17 protein-coding genes are annotated in these 16,300 nt (G+C 67.2%); 4 read left to right on the forward strand and 13 right to left on the reverse strand.

The annotated features are described in order from the left end of the window. Positions 1-6: 6 nt before the first annotated feature. A complete protein-coding gene (locus G6N37_RS16770) occupies positions 7-798 on the reverse strand; it encodes an SDR family NAD(P)-dependent oxidoreductase (protein WP_163682067.1) in 792 nt (263 codons plus the stop codon). Positions 799-874: 76 nt separating this feature from the next. On the opposite strand from G6N37_RS16770, the gene G6N37_RS16775 reads away from it, so the two are divergent. Beyond that, positions 875-1,768 carry an NAD(P)-dependent oxidoreductase gene (locus tag G6N37_RS16775; protein WP_163682068.1) on the forward strand — a complete coding sequence of 298 codons (894 nt, stop codon included), beginning with the start codon at positions 875-877 and terminating at the stop codon, positions 1,766-1,768. Here G6N37_RS16775 and G6N37_RS16780 read toward each other — a convergent pair. The 4 genes from G6N37_RS16780 to G6N37_RS16795 all read right to left on the reverse strand — a co-directional run bounded on the left by G6N37_RS16780 (position 1,751) and on the right by G6N37_RS16795 (position 5,148). Then, positions 1,751-2,581 carry an SDR family oxidoreductase gene (locus G6N37_RS16780; protein ID WP_163682070.1) on the reverse strand — a complete coding sequence of 277 codons (831 nt, stop codon included), beginning with the start codon at positions 2,579-2,581 and terminating at the stop codon, positions 1,751-1,753. The genes G6N37_RS16775 and G6N37_RS16780 overlap by 18 nt on opposite strands. A 104-nt stretch (positions 2,582-2,685) precedes the next feature. Beyond that, on the reverse strand, positions 2,686-3,609 hold the full coding sequence (locus G6N37_RS16785) for an enoyl-CoA hydratase (protein ID WP_163682072.1): 924 nt from the start codon (positions 3,607-3,609) through the stop codon (positions 2,686-2,688). Between the two features lie 64 nt (positions 3,610-3,673). After that, positions 3,674-4,471, reverse strand: a complete 798-nt coding sequence (locus tag G6N37_RS16790) for an ABC transporter permease (RefSeq protein ID WP_163682074.1) — start codon at positions 4,469-4,471, stop codon at positions 3,674-3,676. Next, a complete protein-coding gene (locus G6N37_RS16795; RefSeq protein ID WP_174813843.1) occupies positions 4,471-5,148 on the reverse strand; it encodes an ABC transporter ATP-binding protein in 678 nt (225 codons plus the stop codon). Before G6N37_RS16795 ends, G6N37_RS16790 begins: the two co-directional genes overlap by 1 nt. A gap of 16 nt (positions 5,149-5,164) precedes the next feature. Between G6N37_RS16795 and G6N37_RS16800 the strand changes: the two genes are divergently transcribed. From G6N37_RS16800 to G6N37_RS16810, 3 genes are all read left to right on the forward strand, one after another. Beyond that, positions 5,165-5,329, forward strand: a complete 165-nt coding sequence (locus tag G6N37_RS16800; RefSeq protein ID WP_102419489.1) for a hypothetical protein — start codon at positions 5,165-5,167, stop codon at positions 5,327-5,329. After that, the gene (locus G6N37_RS16805) at positions 5,330-6,811 is read left to right on the forward strand and encodes an alpha,alpha-trehalose-phosphate synthase (UDP-forming) (RefSeq protein WP_163682078.1); all 1,482 of its coding nucleotides are present in this window, start codon (positions 5,330-5,332) and stop codon (positions 6,809-6,811) included. It begins immediately after the preceding gene. A gap of 84 nt (positions 6,812-6,895) precedes the next feature. Further along, positions 6,896-7,474, forward strand: coding sequence for a hypothetical protein (locus G6N37_RS16810; protein ID WP_163682080.1), 579 nt, complete (start codon positions 6,896-6,898; stop codon positions 7,472-7,474). A gap of 9 nt (positions 7,475-7,483) precedes the next feature. On the opposite strand, the gene G6N37_RS16815 is transcribed toward G6N37_RS16810, so the two are convergent. Genes G6N37_RS16815 through G6N37_RS16850 form a run of 8 tightly spaced genes read right to left on the reverse strand, consistent with a single transcriptional unit; the run spans position 7,484 to position 16,291 of the window. Beyond that, positions 7,484-7,975 carry a mammalian cell entry protein gene (locus G6N37_RS16815; protein ID WP_163682082.1) on the reverse strand — a complete coding sequence of 164 codons (492 nt, stop codon included), beginning with the start codon at positions 7,973-7,975 and terminating at the stop codon, positions 7,484-7,486. After that, on the reverse strand, positions 7,975-8,664 hold the full coding sequence (locus tag G6N37_RS16820) for a mammalian cell entry protein (protein ID WP_163682084.1): 690 nt from the start codon (positions 8,662-8,664) through the stop codon (positions 7,975-7,977). Before G6N37_RS16820 ends, G6N37_RS16815 begins: the two co-directional genes overlap by 1 nt. After that, a complete protein-coding gene (locus tag G6N37_RS16825; RefSeq protein WP_163682086.1) occupies positions 8,664-10,388 on the reverse strand; it encodes a virulence factor Mce family protein in 1,725 nt (574 codons plus the stop codon). Before G6N37_RS16825 ends, G6N37_RS16820 begins: the two co-directional genes overlap by 1 nt. A 13-nt stretch (positions 10,389-10,401) precedes the next feature. Beyond that, positions 10,402-11,556, reverse strand: coding sequence for a virulence factor Mce family protein (locus G6N37_RS16830; protein WP_163682087.1), 1,155 nt, complete (start codon positions 11,554-11,556; stop codon positions 10,402-10,404). Continuing rightward, entirely contained in the window at positions 11,556-12,986 is a 1,431-nt protein-coding gene (locus G6N37_RS16835) for a virulence factor Mce family protein (RefSeq protein ID WP_163682089.1), read from the reverse strand. The genes G6N37_RS16830 and G6N37_RS16835 overlap by 1 nt, the downstream gene beginning before the upstream one ends. Then, positions 12,983-14,047 carry a virulence factor Mce family protein gene (locus tag G6N37_RS16840; protein ID WP_163682090.1) on the reverse strand — a complete coding sequence of 355 codons (1,065 nt, stop codon included), beginning with the start codon at positions 14,045-14,047 and terminating at the stop codon, positions 12,983-12,985. The genes G6N37_RS16835 and G6N37_RS16840 overlap by 4 nt, the downstream gene beginning before the upstream one ends. Further along, positions 14,037-15,089, reverse strand: coding sequence for a virulence factor Mce family protein (locus tag G6N37_RS16845; RefSeq protein ID WP_163682092.1), 1,053 nt, complete (start codon positions 15,087-15,089; stop codon positions 14,037-14,039). Before G6N37_RS16845 ends, G6N37_RS16840 begins: the two co-directional genes overlap by 11 nt. Then, positions 15,089-16,291, reverse strand: a complete 1,203-nt coding sequence (locus G6N37_RS16850) for an MCE family protein (RefSeq protein WP_163682094.1) — start codon at positions 16,289-16,291, stop codon at positions 15,089-15,091. Before G6N37_RS16850 ends, G6N37_RS16845 begins: the two co-directional genes overlap by 1 nt. Between the last annotated feature and the right edge of the window lie 9 nt (positions 16,292-16,300).

The raw sequence follows: 16,300 nt of genomic DNA on the forward strand, positions 1-16,300 counted from the left end.
ACCCGATTAGGCGTGCGTTCCGCCGTCGATGCGGATTTCGGTTCCGGTGATGAACGCGCCGTCCTCGGACACCAGCATGGCGATCACCCCGGCCACCACGGACGGGTCGGCCATCCCGGTCCCGCTGGACTCGACCGTGGTCGGCAGAATCGGCATCAACCTCGAAAACAGTGCCCAGTCGGCGTCTTTCGGGATGTACCCGCCGGTTGCGTCGGTGATCCCGGACTTGATGCTGCCGGGGGCCACGCACACCGCGCGCAGGCCGTCGCGCGCGTATTCGAGCGCCAGCGAATGGGTGAAGGCCTGGATCCCGCCCTTGCTCGCGGCGTAGGCCGCCATATATGGGTGCGCGAACGAGGCGGACGTGGAGCTGAAGTTGACGATCGCGCTGCGGGAATTCGCCAGCAGCGCCGGAAGCGCTTCCCGCACAACGAGAAACGTGCCGGTCAGGTTGACGCCGATGATCTGGTTCCACAATTCCAGGGTGGTCTGATGGGTGTGCGCGGCGCGCAGGATGCCGGCGGCGTTGACCAACGAATCCAGGCCCCCGAGCGTTTCGACGGCCCGGCGCACGCCGTCGATCACCGAATCCTCGTTGCCCACGTCCATCGGCATGGTGGTGAGACGGCCGGCGGTCGCGGCCTCGTCCGCGCGGGCCCGCGTGGCGTCCAGGCCGCCCTCCGCGACGTCGGAGGCCACCACGGTGGCGCCCTCGTCGAGGAGTCTCAACGCGGTCGCCTGTCCGATGCCCGACGCGGCGCCGGTCACCAGGATCCGCTTGCCCTCGATGCGCTTCATTGCTGCTCCCTGCTCGTCGCGTCACTAGGCGCTCATCATCGCAAAGGACGGCGCCCGGACAAGGCAGAGTGGATGCATGGACATCGGATTCATCGGCTTGGGCAACATGGGCCAGGGCATGGCCGCCAACCTCGTGAAGGCGGGCCACCGCGTGACCGTCTACAACCGCTCCCCCGAGAAGGCCGAGGGCCTGGTCGAGCTCGGAGCCACCGCCGCGTCGAACGTCGCCGCGGCGTGCGCGGGTGACGTGGTGTTCACCATGCTGGCCGACGACCACGCGGTCGAGGCCGTCACGTTCGGCGAGCACGGGATCGTGGCGGCACTGGCGCCGGGCGCCACGCATGTCTCGTCGAGCACCATCAGCGTCGCCCTGTCCGAACGCCTCGCGGCCGCGCACACGGAAGCAGGTCAGCGCTATGCGGCGGCGCCGGTGTTCGGCAGGCCCGAAGCGGCAGCGGCAGCAAAGCTTTTCGTCATCGCGGCGGGCGAGGCCCAGGTGCTGCAGCCGCTGGCGCCGCTGTTCGACGTGATCGGGCAGCGGACCTTCGTGGTCTCCGAGCAGCCGCACACCGCCAACCTGGTGAAGCTGAGCGGCAACTTCCTGATCGCCTCCGTGATCGAGAGTGTCGGTGAGGCCGTCGCGCTGGTCGCGAAGGCCGGGGTCGACCGGCAGCAGTACGTCGACATCCTCACTTCGACATTGTTCGCGGCGCCCGTCTATCAGACCTACGGCGGGTTGATCGCGCGCCGGGAATTCGAGCCGGCCGGGTTCGCCGCCCGGCTGGGCATGAAAGACGTCCGCCTGGCGCTCGCCGCCGCCGAGCGGTTGGAGGTGCCCCTGCCGGTCGCGAGCCTGCTGCGCGACCGCTTCCTCACCCTGGTCGCCGCCGGCGGTGGGCATCTGGACTGGTCGGCGTTGTCCGCGCTCGCCGATCGCGACGCCGGGCTGGCGTCAGACGACTCCGCGTAACCCGTCGGCGCCGAACGCGGGTTCCAGCATCGCGGAGTAGTCCGGGCCGCGCCTGAGCATGAGCCCACCGTCGACGTTGATGACCTGCCCGGTGATGTAGCAGGCTGCGTCGCTGAGCAGGAACATCGCCAGATTGGCGACGTCCTCGACCTCGCCGGGGCGGGGCAGGGGCGTGCACAGGCGGTAGTCGTCGGCGACCTCGGGCAGGGCAAACACCGGTGCGACCAGATCGGTGCGGATCAGGCCCGGCCGGATGCTGTTGACCCGCACCCAGGACGGGCCGAGTTCGTCGGCGGCCAACTGCATCAGGTGGTCGACGGCCGACTTGCTGACCCCGTAGGCGCCGAACCACCGGTGGGTGTTGCTGGCGGCGATCGACGAAATGCCCACGAACGAACCGCCGCCACCCCGGACCAGCTCGCGCGCGACGTGCTTGAGCACGTACATGGTGCCGTTGACGTTCAGGTCGACGGTGCGCCGCCAGCCTTCGGAGTCCATCTGGGTGATCGGCCCGATGGTCTCGGAGCCACCCGCGCAGTGCACTGCGCCGTGGAGTTGACCATGCCAGGCCGTCGCGGCGTCGACCGCGCGGGCGGCCTCGTCCTCGTTGGTGACGTCGGCCGGCTCGTAGCGAATGGCGCCGCCGCCGTCGAGCCCCTCGATCTCGCTGACGGCCCCCGCCAGCCGGTCGGCGTTGCGGCCGACGATCATGACCGAGGCGCCGGAGGCGACCAGCCCGGCGGCCACGCCCTTGCCGATTCCGCTGCCACCGCCGGTGACCAGATACGTCCGGTTCTCGAAAGAAAGCTGCACGCGACGCCCTCTCAAACTGAAACAGGTTCTAGATATCGAACCATGCGGGAATCTGCCCACGGCAACGGGTGCTGGTGACTCCCGGCGACGTGAGCGGGCGAGCGCTACGGCGTATCGCGGCGGGCCACCTGCGTGGGCTTGGCGTTGCGCCAGTCCTCGACGTCGGGCGGCAGGCCGACGGCGTACCTGTTCTCGTTGTGGGCCGCCCAGTGCGCGTGCCCCAGCTCGTGGATGTGGAACGCGTGCCGCAGCGCCTCGGTGAATCCCATTGCGTCGGAGGCGGCGTTGACCGAGTCTTTGACGAGCAGCGCCGCCATCGTGGGCCGGTCGGCGATGCGCCGCGCGAATTCCAGCGTCTTTTCCGCCAGCTCGTCGACGGGGAACACCTTGGACACCATGCCGAGCCGGTAGGCCTCATCGGCGTCGAGCGCATCTCCGGTCAGCAGCAGCTCTTTGGCTTTTCGTGGACCGAATTCCCAAGGGTGCGCGTAATATTCGACGCCCGGCATACCCAGGCGCACCGCGACCACATCGCTGAATTTGGCGTTGTCGGCGGCGACGATCAGATCACACGCCCAGATCAGCATCAGGCCCGCGGAGATCGCATTGCCCTGCACCTGGGCGATGGTGATTTTGCGCAAATCCCGCCAGCGGCAGGTGTTTTGGAAGAAGTAATGCCACTCCTGCAGGTAGATCTTCTCCGCGATCGGATCGCGGGTACCGCCGTTGATGCGGAAGCTGGGAAGCTGGCTGCGCTCGGCGATCGCCAGCTCCGAGCCCAGGTCGTGGCCCGCGGAGAAGTTGCGGCCGCGCGCTGCGAGGATCACCACACGCACGGTATCGTCGGCCTCGGCCCGCAGAAATGCCTCGTCGAGCTGGACCAGCAGGCCGCGGCTTTGGGCGTTGTGGGCGTCGGGCCGGTTGAGCCAGATCCGCGCGATGCGGCCGTCGTCCAGGGTTTCGTAGCTCACCAACTCCTGGGCGTTGGCGTCGCCCGTTTGAGCACCGGCTTGCTCGGAGACTGTCATTCGGTCCACCTCACTAGTTGTCAGGTCCGATGTCGTTACACATTACGGCCAGTGTGTAAGCGCGTCACCGCTGGGTGGGTGAGCCGTCCGGCCGCGCGCCGAGCGGCAGCAGGCGATGGTCTCGGGTGAACGCCAGGCGGCCCAGGCCGAGGGCGACGACGACGGTGGTGGCCGCCACCGAGCCCAGGATCAGGAACATCACCACGGCCTGGACCAGCACGGCCTGCACCGGGTGAACGCCGGCGAGGATGAGCCCCGTCATGGCGCCCGGCAGGAACACCAGGCCGGTGGCTTTGGTGGTCTCGATCTGCGGCGATATCGCCGACCGCAACGCCGTCCGCAGGTACGGGGAAGCGGCCCGACGCGACGGTTGCCCGAGGGCAAGCCTGGCTTCCACCTCGTCGCGTTTGTCGCGCAACTCGTCGACCAGCCGCCGGGCCACCAACACCGTCGCCGTCATCGAGTTGCCGATCATCATCCCGGCTACCGGCACCAACGTCCGCGCCTGCAGCGGGAACACCCGGCACCCGAAGATCACGCCGAGGGTGATGACCGCGGCGGCGGCGAACGCGGCGATCGTCAGCAGCCCCAGTCGCGGCACCTCCGGTGCTCGCCGGCGGGCGACGTCACCGGCGTAGGCCACCATGGCGGCCACCCAGGCCCACGACCACCACAGCGAGCGGCCGGGGGCGAACAGCAACGTCAGCGCGCCGCCCACGAGCAGCAGCTGCGCCAGGGCGCGCGCCGCCGCCCAGACCAGCTGACCGTGCAGCCCCAGCCGCTGCCATATCGACACCGCCGCCGCCAACGCCACCAGGAGCAGCGAGGCCGCCAGGCCGACCCAGCCAACCTGGCCGCCCATCACGCCGCCGACCCGACCGGGCCGAGGCCCAGGCTGCGGCCGCGCTCGATGCGCAGGACCCGGTCGGCGGCGCGCTCGACCTGCGCCCAATCGTGGGTGACCCACAGCGCGGGTATCCCGCCGGCCGCGAGATCACGCACCGATCGCTCGATCACCCCGGCGGCTTCCGCGTCGACGGCGGAGGTGGGTTCATCGAGGAGGAGCACCTGCGGTCGCGCCATCAGCGTGCGGGCCAGGCACATGCGCTGCGCTTCCCCGCCCGACAACGCGGTGGCGTCGCGGTCCAGCCACGACCCGCTCAAACCGACCCGGGCCAAGGTGTCCCGCATCAGCGCGTCGGTCGAGCCGGGGTCGGCCGCGCGCAGGTTGTCGGCCACCGTTCCCGGGAACGGCGTCGGACGCTGGAAGCACATGCCCACCCGTCGCCTCAGCCGGAGCGGGTCGAGGCCGGCGACGTCCTGGCCGTGGAACGACACCGTGCCGCTCGTCGGCACCTCGAGTCGGTTGCACAGTCGAAGCAGGGTCGATTTGCCCGATCCCGACGGCCCGAACACGGCCGTCACGCCCCGGCCCGGAATGGCCGCCGTCAGGCCGTCCAACGCCCGCACTCGTTCCCGCTCTACGACCACGTCGAGGAACTCGAACATCAAGTCCTCACCCACCCGCCCATCCTGCATCACCTACAGTTAAGTCATGGCTACGAAATCTGACCCTGGCGAGATCGGCGACGTCGAACCGGTTGCCGACAGCACCGCAAGCCAGGCCAGGCGCGTTGTCGCGGCGTACGCGAACGACGCCGACGAGTGCCGCGTCTTCCTGTCGATGCTCGGTATTGGGCCCGCAAAACTCGACGCGTAAATGGCTCGCGGGGACGGGCACGACTCGAATGCGCCAACCTTCGGCCAGTCCGACTTCGTGGTGGTCGCCAACCGGCTTCCGGTAGACCAGGAGCGGCTGCCCGACGGCACCACGGCGTGGAAGCGCAGCCCCGGCGGCCTGGTGACGGCGCTGGAGCCGCTGCTGCGCCGGCGCCGCGGCGCGTGGGTCGGTTGGGCGGGCATCGCCGAGGAGGAGACGGAGTTCGACGACGAGCCCATCGTCCAGGAGGACCTGGAGCTGCGCCCCGTGCGGCTGAGCGCCGACGACATCGCCCAGTACTACGAGGGGTTTTCCAACGCCACGTTGTGGCCGCTGTACCACGACGTCATCGTCAAACCGATCTACCACCGCCAATGGTGGGAACGCTACGTCGAGGTCAACCGGCGCTTCGCCGAAGCCACCTCCCGCGCCGCCGCCAAGGGCGCGACCGTGTGGGTGCAGGATTACCAGCTGCAGCTGGTCCCCAAGATGTTGCGCGAACTGCGGCCCGACCTGACCATCGGCTTCTTTTTGCACATCCCGTTCCCGCCGGTGGAACTGTTCATGCAGCTGCCCTGGCGCACCGAGATCGTCGAGGGCCTGCTCGGCGCCGACCTGGTGGGCTTCCACCTGACCGGGGGCGCCCAGAATTTCCTGTTCCTGTCCCGCCGGCTGATCGGCGTCAACACATCGCGCGGATCTGTCGGGGTGCGCTCGCGGTACGGCGAGGTCGACCTCGGGTCGCGGGTGGTGCGGGTGGGCGCCTTCCCGATCTCCATCGACTCCAGCTCGCTCGACCAGGCCGCCCGGGACCGCGACGTCCGGCGGCGCGCCCGGGAGATCCGCGCCGAGCTGGGCAACCCCCGCAAGGTCCTGCTGGGCGTCGACCGGCTCGACTACACGAAGGGCATCGATGTTCGGCTGAAGGCCTTCTCGGAGCTGCTCGCCGAGGGCCGCTCGAAGGGCGATGACACCGTGCTGGTCCAGCTCGCGACGCCGAGCCGCGAACGCGTGGAGAGCTACCAGATTCTGCGCAACGAGATCGAGCGCGAGGTGGGCCACATCAACGGCGAATACGCAGAGGTCGGCCATCCGGTGGTGCACTACTTGCACCGTCCGGTCCCCCGCAAGGAATTGATCGCGTACTTCGTGGCCGCCGACGTCATGCTGGTCACCCCCCTGCGCGACGGCATGAACCTGGTGGCCAAGGAGTACGTCGCATGCCGCAGCGACCTCGGCGGTGCGCTGGTCCTGTCCGAATTCACCGGCGCCGCAGCTGAACTCCGGCAGGCTTATCTGGTGAACCCGCACGACCTCGACGGCGTCAAGGACGCGATCGAAGCAGCGCTCAACCAGCCCGTCGAGGAGGGCCGGCGCCGGATGCGCGCGATGCGGCGCCAGGTCCTCGCCCACGACGTCGACCGCTGGGCGCGGTCATTCCTCGACGCGTTGGCCGAGCCGCGTCCGCAGGATGCCACGTAGGTCCCGCGAACCCATGGTGTTGCCACGTAAACGCTGTGATACTCGATGCATCGGTGAAGGGGAAGGCCCGGAAGGGAGGGAACCGTGAAGCTCCGTCGCGGGCTGGCCGCTGGCGCAGGCATATTCTCGGCTGTCGCCATCGGAATCGCACTGGAATCGGGTGACCCGGCGCATGCGGTCGGGCCGCCGCCCGATGGCAACTACAACTTCAACGAGGCGGGCGTCTCCGGGGTGACCTGGACGATTTCGGCGCTGTGCGACCAGCCGTCCGGAACCCGGAACATGAATGACTATTCCGACCCGATCGTCTTCGCGATGAACTGCGCCCTGAACATCGTGAGTTCGACGCCCGAACGGATCACCCCCGCGGACAAGGTGCAGAACTTCAGCGGCAGGGCCCGGATGACCAGCATGATGTGGACCTTCAAAGTCGAGAAACCCGACGGTATTTCGTGCCCCGGCGGCGGCACCGCACCGTCCACCGACACCTATGCGTTCAGCGACGAAAACATGAGCGGCACCCATACCACCCTGCACGGTGCGGTCTGTGGGATGCAGCCGGAGATGAAGAAGCAACCGTTCTCGCTGCGGATGTCCGGGCCCCCGCCCAGCCCGGTCGAACGTTACCCGTTGTACTGCAACGGCATTGCGATGTGCTACTAGCGCGTGCTACTAGATCGGCGTGATGTAGGCGATCAGCCATTGCTTGCCGATCTTCTTGAAGTCCACCCGTAACCGGCTGCCGTCGTAGAGGGGCTGGCGCGATTTGTCGGTCACGGTGCGATTCATATAGACCATCAGCGATGCCGAATCACGCTTGGCGGACATGACTCCCACGCCCACCACGCTGGCCTGGACGACCACCTCACGCTTCTTGGCTTCCGGAATGATCTGCGCGTTGGCGCTTTTGCGGAACTCCTGACGATAGTCGGGGGTCAACAGGGGGTACGCGTCGCTAAGGCTGCGTTCCACCGTCTGATAGTCGTAGGCGAAGACCTCGGGAATCTCCTTGGTGGCCAGGCCCGGTAGCACCGCACGCGCCGCCTCCTCGCCGCGCGTCTGTACCCGCCCCCAATAGAACCAGCCGGCCGCCGCGGACAACCCGACGAACACCAGAACCAGGAGGTAGCCCGCGACGACGAGCAGCCTGTGCCGCCACCGCATCAATTACCCCCGTTGGGATACTTCAGGTCGTAGCCCGTCATCCGGCCCTGCTCGTCCTCGTGGACGATCACCCGCAGGCGATAGGGCATGGAGGGCTTGTTCACGCCGTCGATGTCGGCGACGGTGACCCGCACCGAAACGAGCACGGACGCGTTGTCGGTCACGTTGTCGATGCCCTCCAGGGCGGCGCCGTTGATGACGGCTTCCGACGTCGCGTTGGTGGACCGGAAGATGCCCTTGAGGTTCTCGATGTTGTTGTTGGCGCCCAGCATTCCGCGCAGCGGTCCGCTGGTGCCGTTGTAGAAACGGTTCACGCTCTCGTCGATGTTGTCCTGCTTGTAGCTGAACATGTTGACCACCGTCTGCGTGGCTGTGTCCACGAAGCGCTGGTCGCGCGCTTGTTCGGCGTTGGCGTGCCGTTGCTGCACGACAAGCAGGGCCACGCAACCGGCGAGCGCGCCGATGGCCAACAGCCCGGCCGCCGACGAGATCCAGGCCACCAAGGTGCGGTGCGGCCGCCGCCGCGGTGGCGGCTTGACGGACGTGAGGGTCTTGACGGGCTTGGCCGGCTGCGTCGGCGCGGCGTCGACACGCACCGTGGCGGACGGATTCGCCTCGCCTTTCGCGGGGCCGGCCGCGCGGGAGGCCCGACGACGAACGCGCGGTTTGTTGGTTGGCTCGTCTGCCACTACATCGGCCTCGGATCAAGCATCAGGTCCACCCAATTCTCGGCGCTCGACGCGCCGCTAGCACCGGCCGCGAAAATACCAGTGCCGCCCGCCGGGTCCTTGAATGCGCCGGTCTTCTCGTCATAGGTGGCATACGCCGGTCCGCTGGCCTGCGGTTGCCCGCCGGGCGGCGGCCCCCACGGCTTCTCCGGTCCGGGCCCCGGCGGCGGGGGATTGATCCCTTCCGGCGGCGCCGGCGGTGGCAGCCACTTGGGGTAGGGCAACTGCGGCGGCACGGGCGGAACCCCGGGCGGCTGCCACGACGTGAACGGCGGTGGTGGCCCGTTGTCGTTGGGCGGCGGCGGGTCAAACGCCGGCTGCTTGTTGGGCAGCGGTCCCGGCCCGGGGACCACCCCGGGCGGGGGTGGCCCGGCGATCGGGGTGCCCGGATCGGGTTCCGCACCCGGCGGGATGTACGGGAACTTGTTGGGCGGCAACACGTTCAGCCCGTTGGTTACCGGAGTGTCGTAGGGCACCGGCGGACCGCGCCACGGGTTGCGACCAACTGGCACATAACCCTTCGGGTCACGGCAGAGCTGGACCGTCGGTGCCCGTTTGCCGGGAAACTCCTGACAGGGATAATTGCGCGCGCCGCGCACGGTACTCGGATCGTTCTGCGCGACCTTGCAATACATGTCCCGCGGTAGCTCGCGCACCGTCTCGTCGGCCGGTGTGCGCATCAACGGCGGCGGCAGGAAGCCGACGGCGCACGGCGGGGGGTCGTTGAGGTCGAGCTTGAAGTCCAGCTTGGCGCCCTCGTCCTGCGGCGCACCGCCGGCGGCCGTGGTGATCGCGGCGAACAGCGCCGGCAGCACGACCAACAGCTGCTCGATCGACTTGTGGTAGATCACGCCCACCCGGCCAAGGTTGGCCAGGCTGGCCGCCAGCGCCGGGAAGGAGGGACGAATACCGGAGAACGCGGTGCTTGCCTCGTCGGTCGCACCGGGCGCGGTGGCCAGCGTCGAACGCAGCTGCGGGTCGGCCTGCCGCACCTCGGAGGTGAACCGCGCCAACCCGTCGGACAGCGACTTGATGTCGGCGCCGGCGCGAATCTGTGCTTCCAGGAACGGACCGGCCTGGTCGATCAACTGCGAGGCTTGCGGGTAGTTCGCGTTGGCCTCGTCGACCAACAACCGGGCGGACTCGAACAAGCGGGCCAGCTCGGGGCCCGACCCGTTGGTCGCGATGAAGGTCTCGTGCAACAGCTCACGCAGCCGGGTGTCGCCCAGGCTGTTGGTCAGCGCCTCGGCCCGCTTCAACAGATCGGCGACGTCCCGGCCGATCCGGGTGTTCTGCCGCTCGATTCGAAACCCGTTGTGCAACTTGGTGGATGCCGGTGTGCTCGGGGGCACCAGATCGATGTATTGCTCACCGACCGCCGACACGCTCTTGACCGTCGCGGTGACGTTCGACGGTATGGCAGTTCCGCTGTTGAGTCGCATCCCGGCGGTGACGCCGTTGGGGTTGAGGCCCACCGACTCCACCCGGCCGACGGCAACGCCGCGATAGGTGACGTTGGCGTTCTTGTACAGGCCACCGCCGGCGACGAAATCGGCGGTCCCGGCGTAGGTTCCGAGGCCGAACGTCGACGGCAGCCGCAGGTAGAAGATCGCCATCACGGTCAACGTGATGGCGGTGATCACCGCGAATATCCAGAGCTGGATCCTGGTGAGTTTGTCGTGCATGTGCGTCGGCCCCCTACTGTCCTGAAGCCGTGCCGGGCGGAATTTTGAACGGGTCGGCGGCCTGTCCGGACAGGTTGGCCAATTCGCCGACCAAAAAGTCGGGCGGATTGAGGATCTCGTTCATGTGGGCCATGTTCGGGTCGAAATACGCCGTCGTGAAGAAAGTTTCACCGAGCCGGCGGAGCGTGAGGTCGAAGGTGGTGAACACGTTGAGGTAGTCGCCCCGCACCGCGTTCTTGATACCGAAGTTCGGGAAGGGGAACGTCAGCAAGAGCTGCAGCGAGGTGACGAAGTTCTTCCGGTTGTCGTTCAGCGCCTTGGCGACCGCGTACAGGTCCTTGAGGTCGGCGGCGAAGTCCACCTTGGTCTTTGCCAAGATGTTCGAGGTCACCGTCGCCAGTTTCTTGAGCGCGGAGAACGCCTCGACGATGTGGTCGCGGTTCTTGTTGAGCACGCGAATCGCGTCGGGCAGCGTGTCCAGCGCCCGGCCCAGGTTGTCCTTGTCGCGGGCCAGGCTCGCGGAGAATCGGTTCAGGCCGTCGAGGGCATCGATGATGTCGTTGACCTGCCGGTTGAGTCCCGCGGTCAGTTCCGCCAGATGGGGGATGAGGTCGGCGAACTGGTCCTGCCGGCCGGCGACGGCCTGATACGTCTCGTCGGTGATCTCCTCCAGCGCACCGACGTTACCCTTGTTCACCACGACGCCGAGGGCCGACAACACCTCTTCGGTGGTGGGATAACGGCCGGTGTGGGACTCGGAGATCTTCGACCCGTCGGTCAGTCGGCCGACACCCGGCTTGTCCTTGGGACGGGCCAGGTCGATGTGCATCGAACCCAGCAGCGACGTCTGCGCAACCGTCGCCGTGGCGTTGGCCGGCAGCACGACATTCTTGTCCAACGACAATTTCACCGCCGCGTAGAACGATCCGTCGGACCGCTGTTGGGCTTGGACGCCCGAGACGCTGCCGACGGTGACGTCGTCGACCATGACGGGCGAGTTCTGCGGCAGCGTCGCCACGTCGGGCAGGTCGACGGTGATCGAGTAGGCGCCACCGCCATGACCGGCGGTACCCGGCATCGACAGGGAGTTCAGACCGCCGTATTGACAGCCCGCCAGCAGCGCGCTACCCGCCGCTAAAGCGCCGCCACGCAACCACATTCGGTTCATCAGCCGCCCCCCTGGCCGGCAGGCGGCGTCGCCTGGCCCGGCGGCGGCCCCGGGAGGGGCCCGAAGGCGCTGCCCGGAGCCGGTCCCGGCGCGGGTCCGGCATTCCCCAAGGCCGGCGCCGGCGCCTGGCCGGCCTGCGGTGCCGTCGGAACCAGCAAGGCCTGCAGGTCCGCCGGGTTCTGGGCGGCGGGCGGCGTCTTGCCACCGTTGGCCGGGATCCAGGTCAGCTCGGGGACCGGAGTGGCCGACTTCGCCTGGGTTTCCGGGGTGTCGTAGATGATCTGGCCTTTGTAGGCAGTGATCGTGTTGAGCGGGTGGAACATGATCGGTGGGTAGTTGACGGTGAGCCGGCGCAGCACGGGACCCAGCCGCTCACGACACAGTTCCGCGCGCCGGTAGTAGTCGGGCGCGCGCGGCCCGCCGGCCGTCTCGAAGGACCCACCGCAGATGAACTGCACGGGGTTGGCGAATTCGGGTATCGACAGCAGTCCGTTGAGGGTGCCCTGCGCCGGGTCGTAGATGTTGTAGAAGTTGGCGATGCCGGGGCCCGCCACGTGCAGCACCTGCTCGATGTTCTCGCTCTGGTCGCTCAGGGTCTTGGCGAAGTCGTTGAGGTTGTTGACCGTATCGATGATGGTCGAGTTGTTCTCGTGCAGGAATCCCCTGATGTCGGAGAGCGCCTTGTTCAGCGTGCCCAGGGTGCTGTCGAGGTGACGTGAACTGTCGGCGAGCACCTGCGACACCGAGGCGACGTTTCCGGCGAACTGGACGATCTGCTCGTTACTGGCCGACAGCGCGTTGACAAGAACCTGAAGGTTCTTGACCGTGCCGAAGATGTCGCTGCGCGAATCCCCCAGCCGCCCAGCGGCTTGGGAGAGTTCGCGCAAGGCGTCGTGGAAAGACTCGCCGTTGCCGTTGAGCGTGTCCGCGGCCTGGTTGATCGCCCGGCCCAACGGCCCCTGCATCGATCCCGTGGTGGGACCGAGCTGAACGGCCAGTTGCGTCAGCGACTCCTTGACCTCGTCCCATTCCACCGGCACCCCGGTGCGGCTCAGGCCGATGCTCCCGCCGTCGGGCAGCACGGCCCCACCGGTATACGCGGGCGTCAGCTGAATGAACCGCGCGGCCACCAGGTTCGGCGACATGATGATGGCCTGGGCGTCCTTCGGGATCTTCACGTCCTTGGACACCGACATGGTGATCTTGACGTCGGAGGGCCGCGGCTCGATCGTGTCGACCTGACCCACCGGAACCCCGAGAACGCGGACCTGGTCACCGGGGTAGAGCCCGACCGCGGAAGTGAAGTAGCCGACGATGCTTCGCGTATTGCCGGTCGAGGACAGCACATACACGCCGCCCACCAACACCGCGATGAGCGCGATGGCGGTGGTGTAGCGCAGCCCCCGGCTGCCGGCGATCCGCTGCATCATGGCGACTTCGGCCTGATGATCCAGCGCTCCTGGATTAATCCGCGCAGATAATCGGCAAGGCTGGCCGGCATCTTGCCCGGCTGGTAGAAGAAGTCGAACATCGTCGCCAGCAGCGGCGCGGGGATCACACCGTAGACGTTGACGTTGAATCCCGGTCCGGACCCGACGACCTCGCCCAGCTCGGTGGCATAGGTGGGCAGCCGTTTGAGGGCCTCGGTGATGTAGTCGCGGCGCTCGTTGAGATTGCTCAGCACGTCGTTGAGCTTGCTCAGTGCGGGACCGAACTCCTTGCGGTTGTCGGCGACGAAGCCGGAGATCTGTGCCGAGAGTCCCTGGATCCCCGAAATCAACCGCCCGAGGGCGGCGCGCCGCTCGTCGAGCGCGGCGAACAATTCGTTGCCGTCGTCGACAAGTTTGTTGACTTGGTCGGCGCGCTGGGACAGCACGCCGGTCACCGACTTCGCATGCGCCAGAAGGCTTTGCAGCGCCTCGTCACGGCGGTTGAGGGTGCGCGACAACGTCGTCACACCGTCGAGGGCACCGCGCAGTTCGGGGGTTGCGCCTTGCAGCGTGTCGGTCAGCACGTTCAACGCCTGCTCGAACTGCGGCTTGTTCAGGTTGTTGGCGCTTTGCCCCAGGTCCTCGAGCGCACCGGCGAGCGTGTACGGCGTGGTCGTCCGGCTCAGCGGGATGGTGGTTGCTCTGCCGCTGCCGGCCGGGCTCACCGCGATGGAGCGCTCACCGAGGATGGTGTCGGTGCGGATCGCCGCCAGCGACTGGTCACCGACGGCGACGTGCCGGTCCACGCTGAAACTGATCTTGGCGCTGTCCCCGGCCAGACCGACCGATGTCACCTTCCCGACCTTCAAGCCCGAGACATACACCGCGTTACCGGGATTGATGCCGCCGGCGTCGGAGAAGTAGGCGTCGTAGATCTTGCCCTGCGGCCAGAACGGCAGGCCCGCGTAGCCGAATGCGATGAGCACGACGCACACCACCAGCACCACCCCGAAGATGCCGGTGCGCAGCGGATCGCGCTCACGCTTTGCGTTACTTGGCAAAAGCGCACCTCCCCTTGCTGGGATCCACCTGGCCACCAAGGGGCAGCAGGATGTCACTGCCGGCCGGGCCGTTGATCTTGATCGTCACCGAGCAGAAGTAGATGTTGAAGAACGATCCGTAGGCGCCCAGGGCGGCCAGCCGCAGGTAGTCCTCGCCCAGCTGCTCGACGTCGTTGTTGACTTCGGCCTTGCGGTTGTCCAATTCGGTCGCCAGCGGCCGGGTGTTCTCCAGGATGCCCTGCAGCGGTCGGCGCGAATTCTGCAACAGCTCGGTCAGATCCGTCGTCGTCGAGGCGAGCGGCGGAATGGCGCCCGCGATGTCGTCCTTGTTCTTGGCCAGCCCGCTGATCAATTGCTGCAACTGGTCGACGCTGGCCGAAAACTGCGCGCTGCGCGCATCGACGGTCTTGAGCACCGTGTTCAGGTTGTTGATCACGTCACCGATGAGTTGGTCGCGCTGGCCCAGCGCCGAGGAGAACGCGCTGGTGTCGGCCAGCACGTTGGACAACGCGCCACCCTGCCCCTGCAGCAATTCGATAACCGCGCTGCTGATGGTGTTCACCTTGTCCGCGTCCAGACCCTTGAGCACCGGCCGCAGGCCGCCCAGCAGCGCGTCGAGATCCAGCGCGGGCTGGGTGTGCTGGGCGTTGATCGTCGCGCCCGGCGGCAGCTTTCGCAATTCTCCCGGTCCGGAGGTGACCTCCAGATACCGGTCGCCGACCAGGTTTTCGTAGCGGATCACCGCGCGCGTGGAGGAATAGAGCGTATAGCGCTTGTCGAGTCCGAACGTCACGTCGATGGTGTTGTCCGGGTTGAGCTTCACACCGGACACCGCACCGACGGGCACGCCGGCGATGCGCACCTTCTGGCCGGCCTTCAACCTCGAGACATCGGTAAACGTTGCGTGGTAAGTGTTTTCGGGGCCGAAGCGAAAGTCGCCGAAGACCACCACCAGTCCCGCCGACACGATCAGCATGGCCACCGCGAAGATGCTGACCTTGATCATCATCGAGCGGTGCGTCGGCATGCTCCCGGCCGCCATCAGAAGTCATCCCGTTCTGCGAAGGCGCCGTGGAACAAGAACTGCAGCGTCGAAGGCGCGTCGAACTGCAGTTCCGTGAACGGCTCGTAGGGGATGTTGGCGTTGTCGGTGACCAGGAACGGAGCACGGTAGAAAGATCCGCCGGTCTGCTTGGTCGGGATGTCGGGCAGGCCCCGGCAGTTCGGGCCTCCGGAGGCGTTGACGATCGGCAGGGACTCCGGATACGTGTACGACGGCGCGCCCAGCACGAAGCTCGAGGACGTGAACAGGCCCGCCTTGCGGACACCGAGCAACGGGGCGAACTCCTTGATACCGCGCTCGATCCCGGCGAACAGGCAGCCCAGTTCCGGTGAATAGTCGGCGGCCACCTTCAGCGGGGCCCGCAGCCTGTTGATGGCGTCGATGAAGTTCTGTTCGGCCGGCTCCAACGTCTCGTAGGCGTTGTTGGCCAGGCCGATCGTCGCCAGCAGCGTGTCGTTGAGGTTGTTCTGCTGGTCGACGACCGTCTTGTTGATCGTTGGCAGGTTGTCGAAGACCGTGTTCAGGTCCGGGGCGGCGTCGGCGTAGACGTTGGTGACCACCGCCGCCTTGCGAAAGTCCTCCTGCAGCGCAGGCAGTTTCGGGTTGGTCTGGCGCGTCAGGGTGTTCAGGCCCGACAAGATGCTGCCGAAGTCGTCGCCGTGACCGCGCAGACCTTCGGACAGCGCGCTCAGCGTGCCGTTCAGCTCGACCGGGTCGATCTTGTGCAGCAGGTCGATCAGCGACTGGAACAAGGTGTTGACTTCCAGCTGCACCGCCGACGCCGCGACGTGCGCGTCGGGGTGCAGCGAGGTCGGCGAAGGGTTCTGCGGCGGAAGAAATTCCACCGCCTTGGCGCCGAAGATGGTGTTCCCGGCGATATGCACCACCGCGTTGGACGGGATGAAACGCATGTCGTTGCTGTTGATGCGTAGCGTCAGCTGAGCCTGGTCACCGGAGTAGTCGATGGCCTCGACCTTGCCGATCTGGATGCCGCGGTATTTGACCTTGGCGCCCTTCTCCATCACGAGCCCGGCCCGAGGGGCCGAAACGGTGACCTTGTCGACCGAGGCGAATGCCGCTGTGTAGGAAAGGTAGGTCACGACCGCGAACGCCACCAGTAGGCCGGCCAGCACCGCGGCTGCCAGCCGGACGGAGGTACGTCGCGTTTCTGTTTCTGCCATGTCTCTTGA

Origin of the sequence: Mycobacterium seoulense (genome assembly GCF_010731595.1) — a bacterium.
GTDB lineage: Bacteria > Actinomycetota > Actinomycetes > Mycobacteriales > Mycobacteriaceae > Mycobacterium > Mycobacterium seoulense.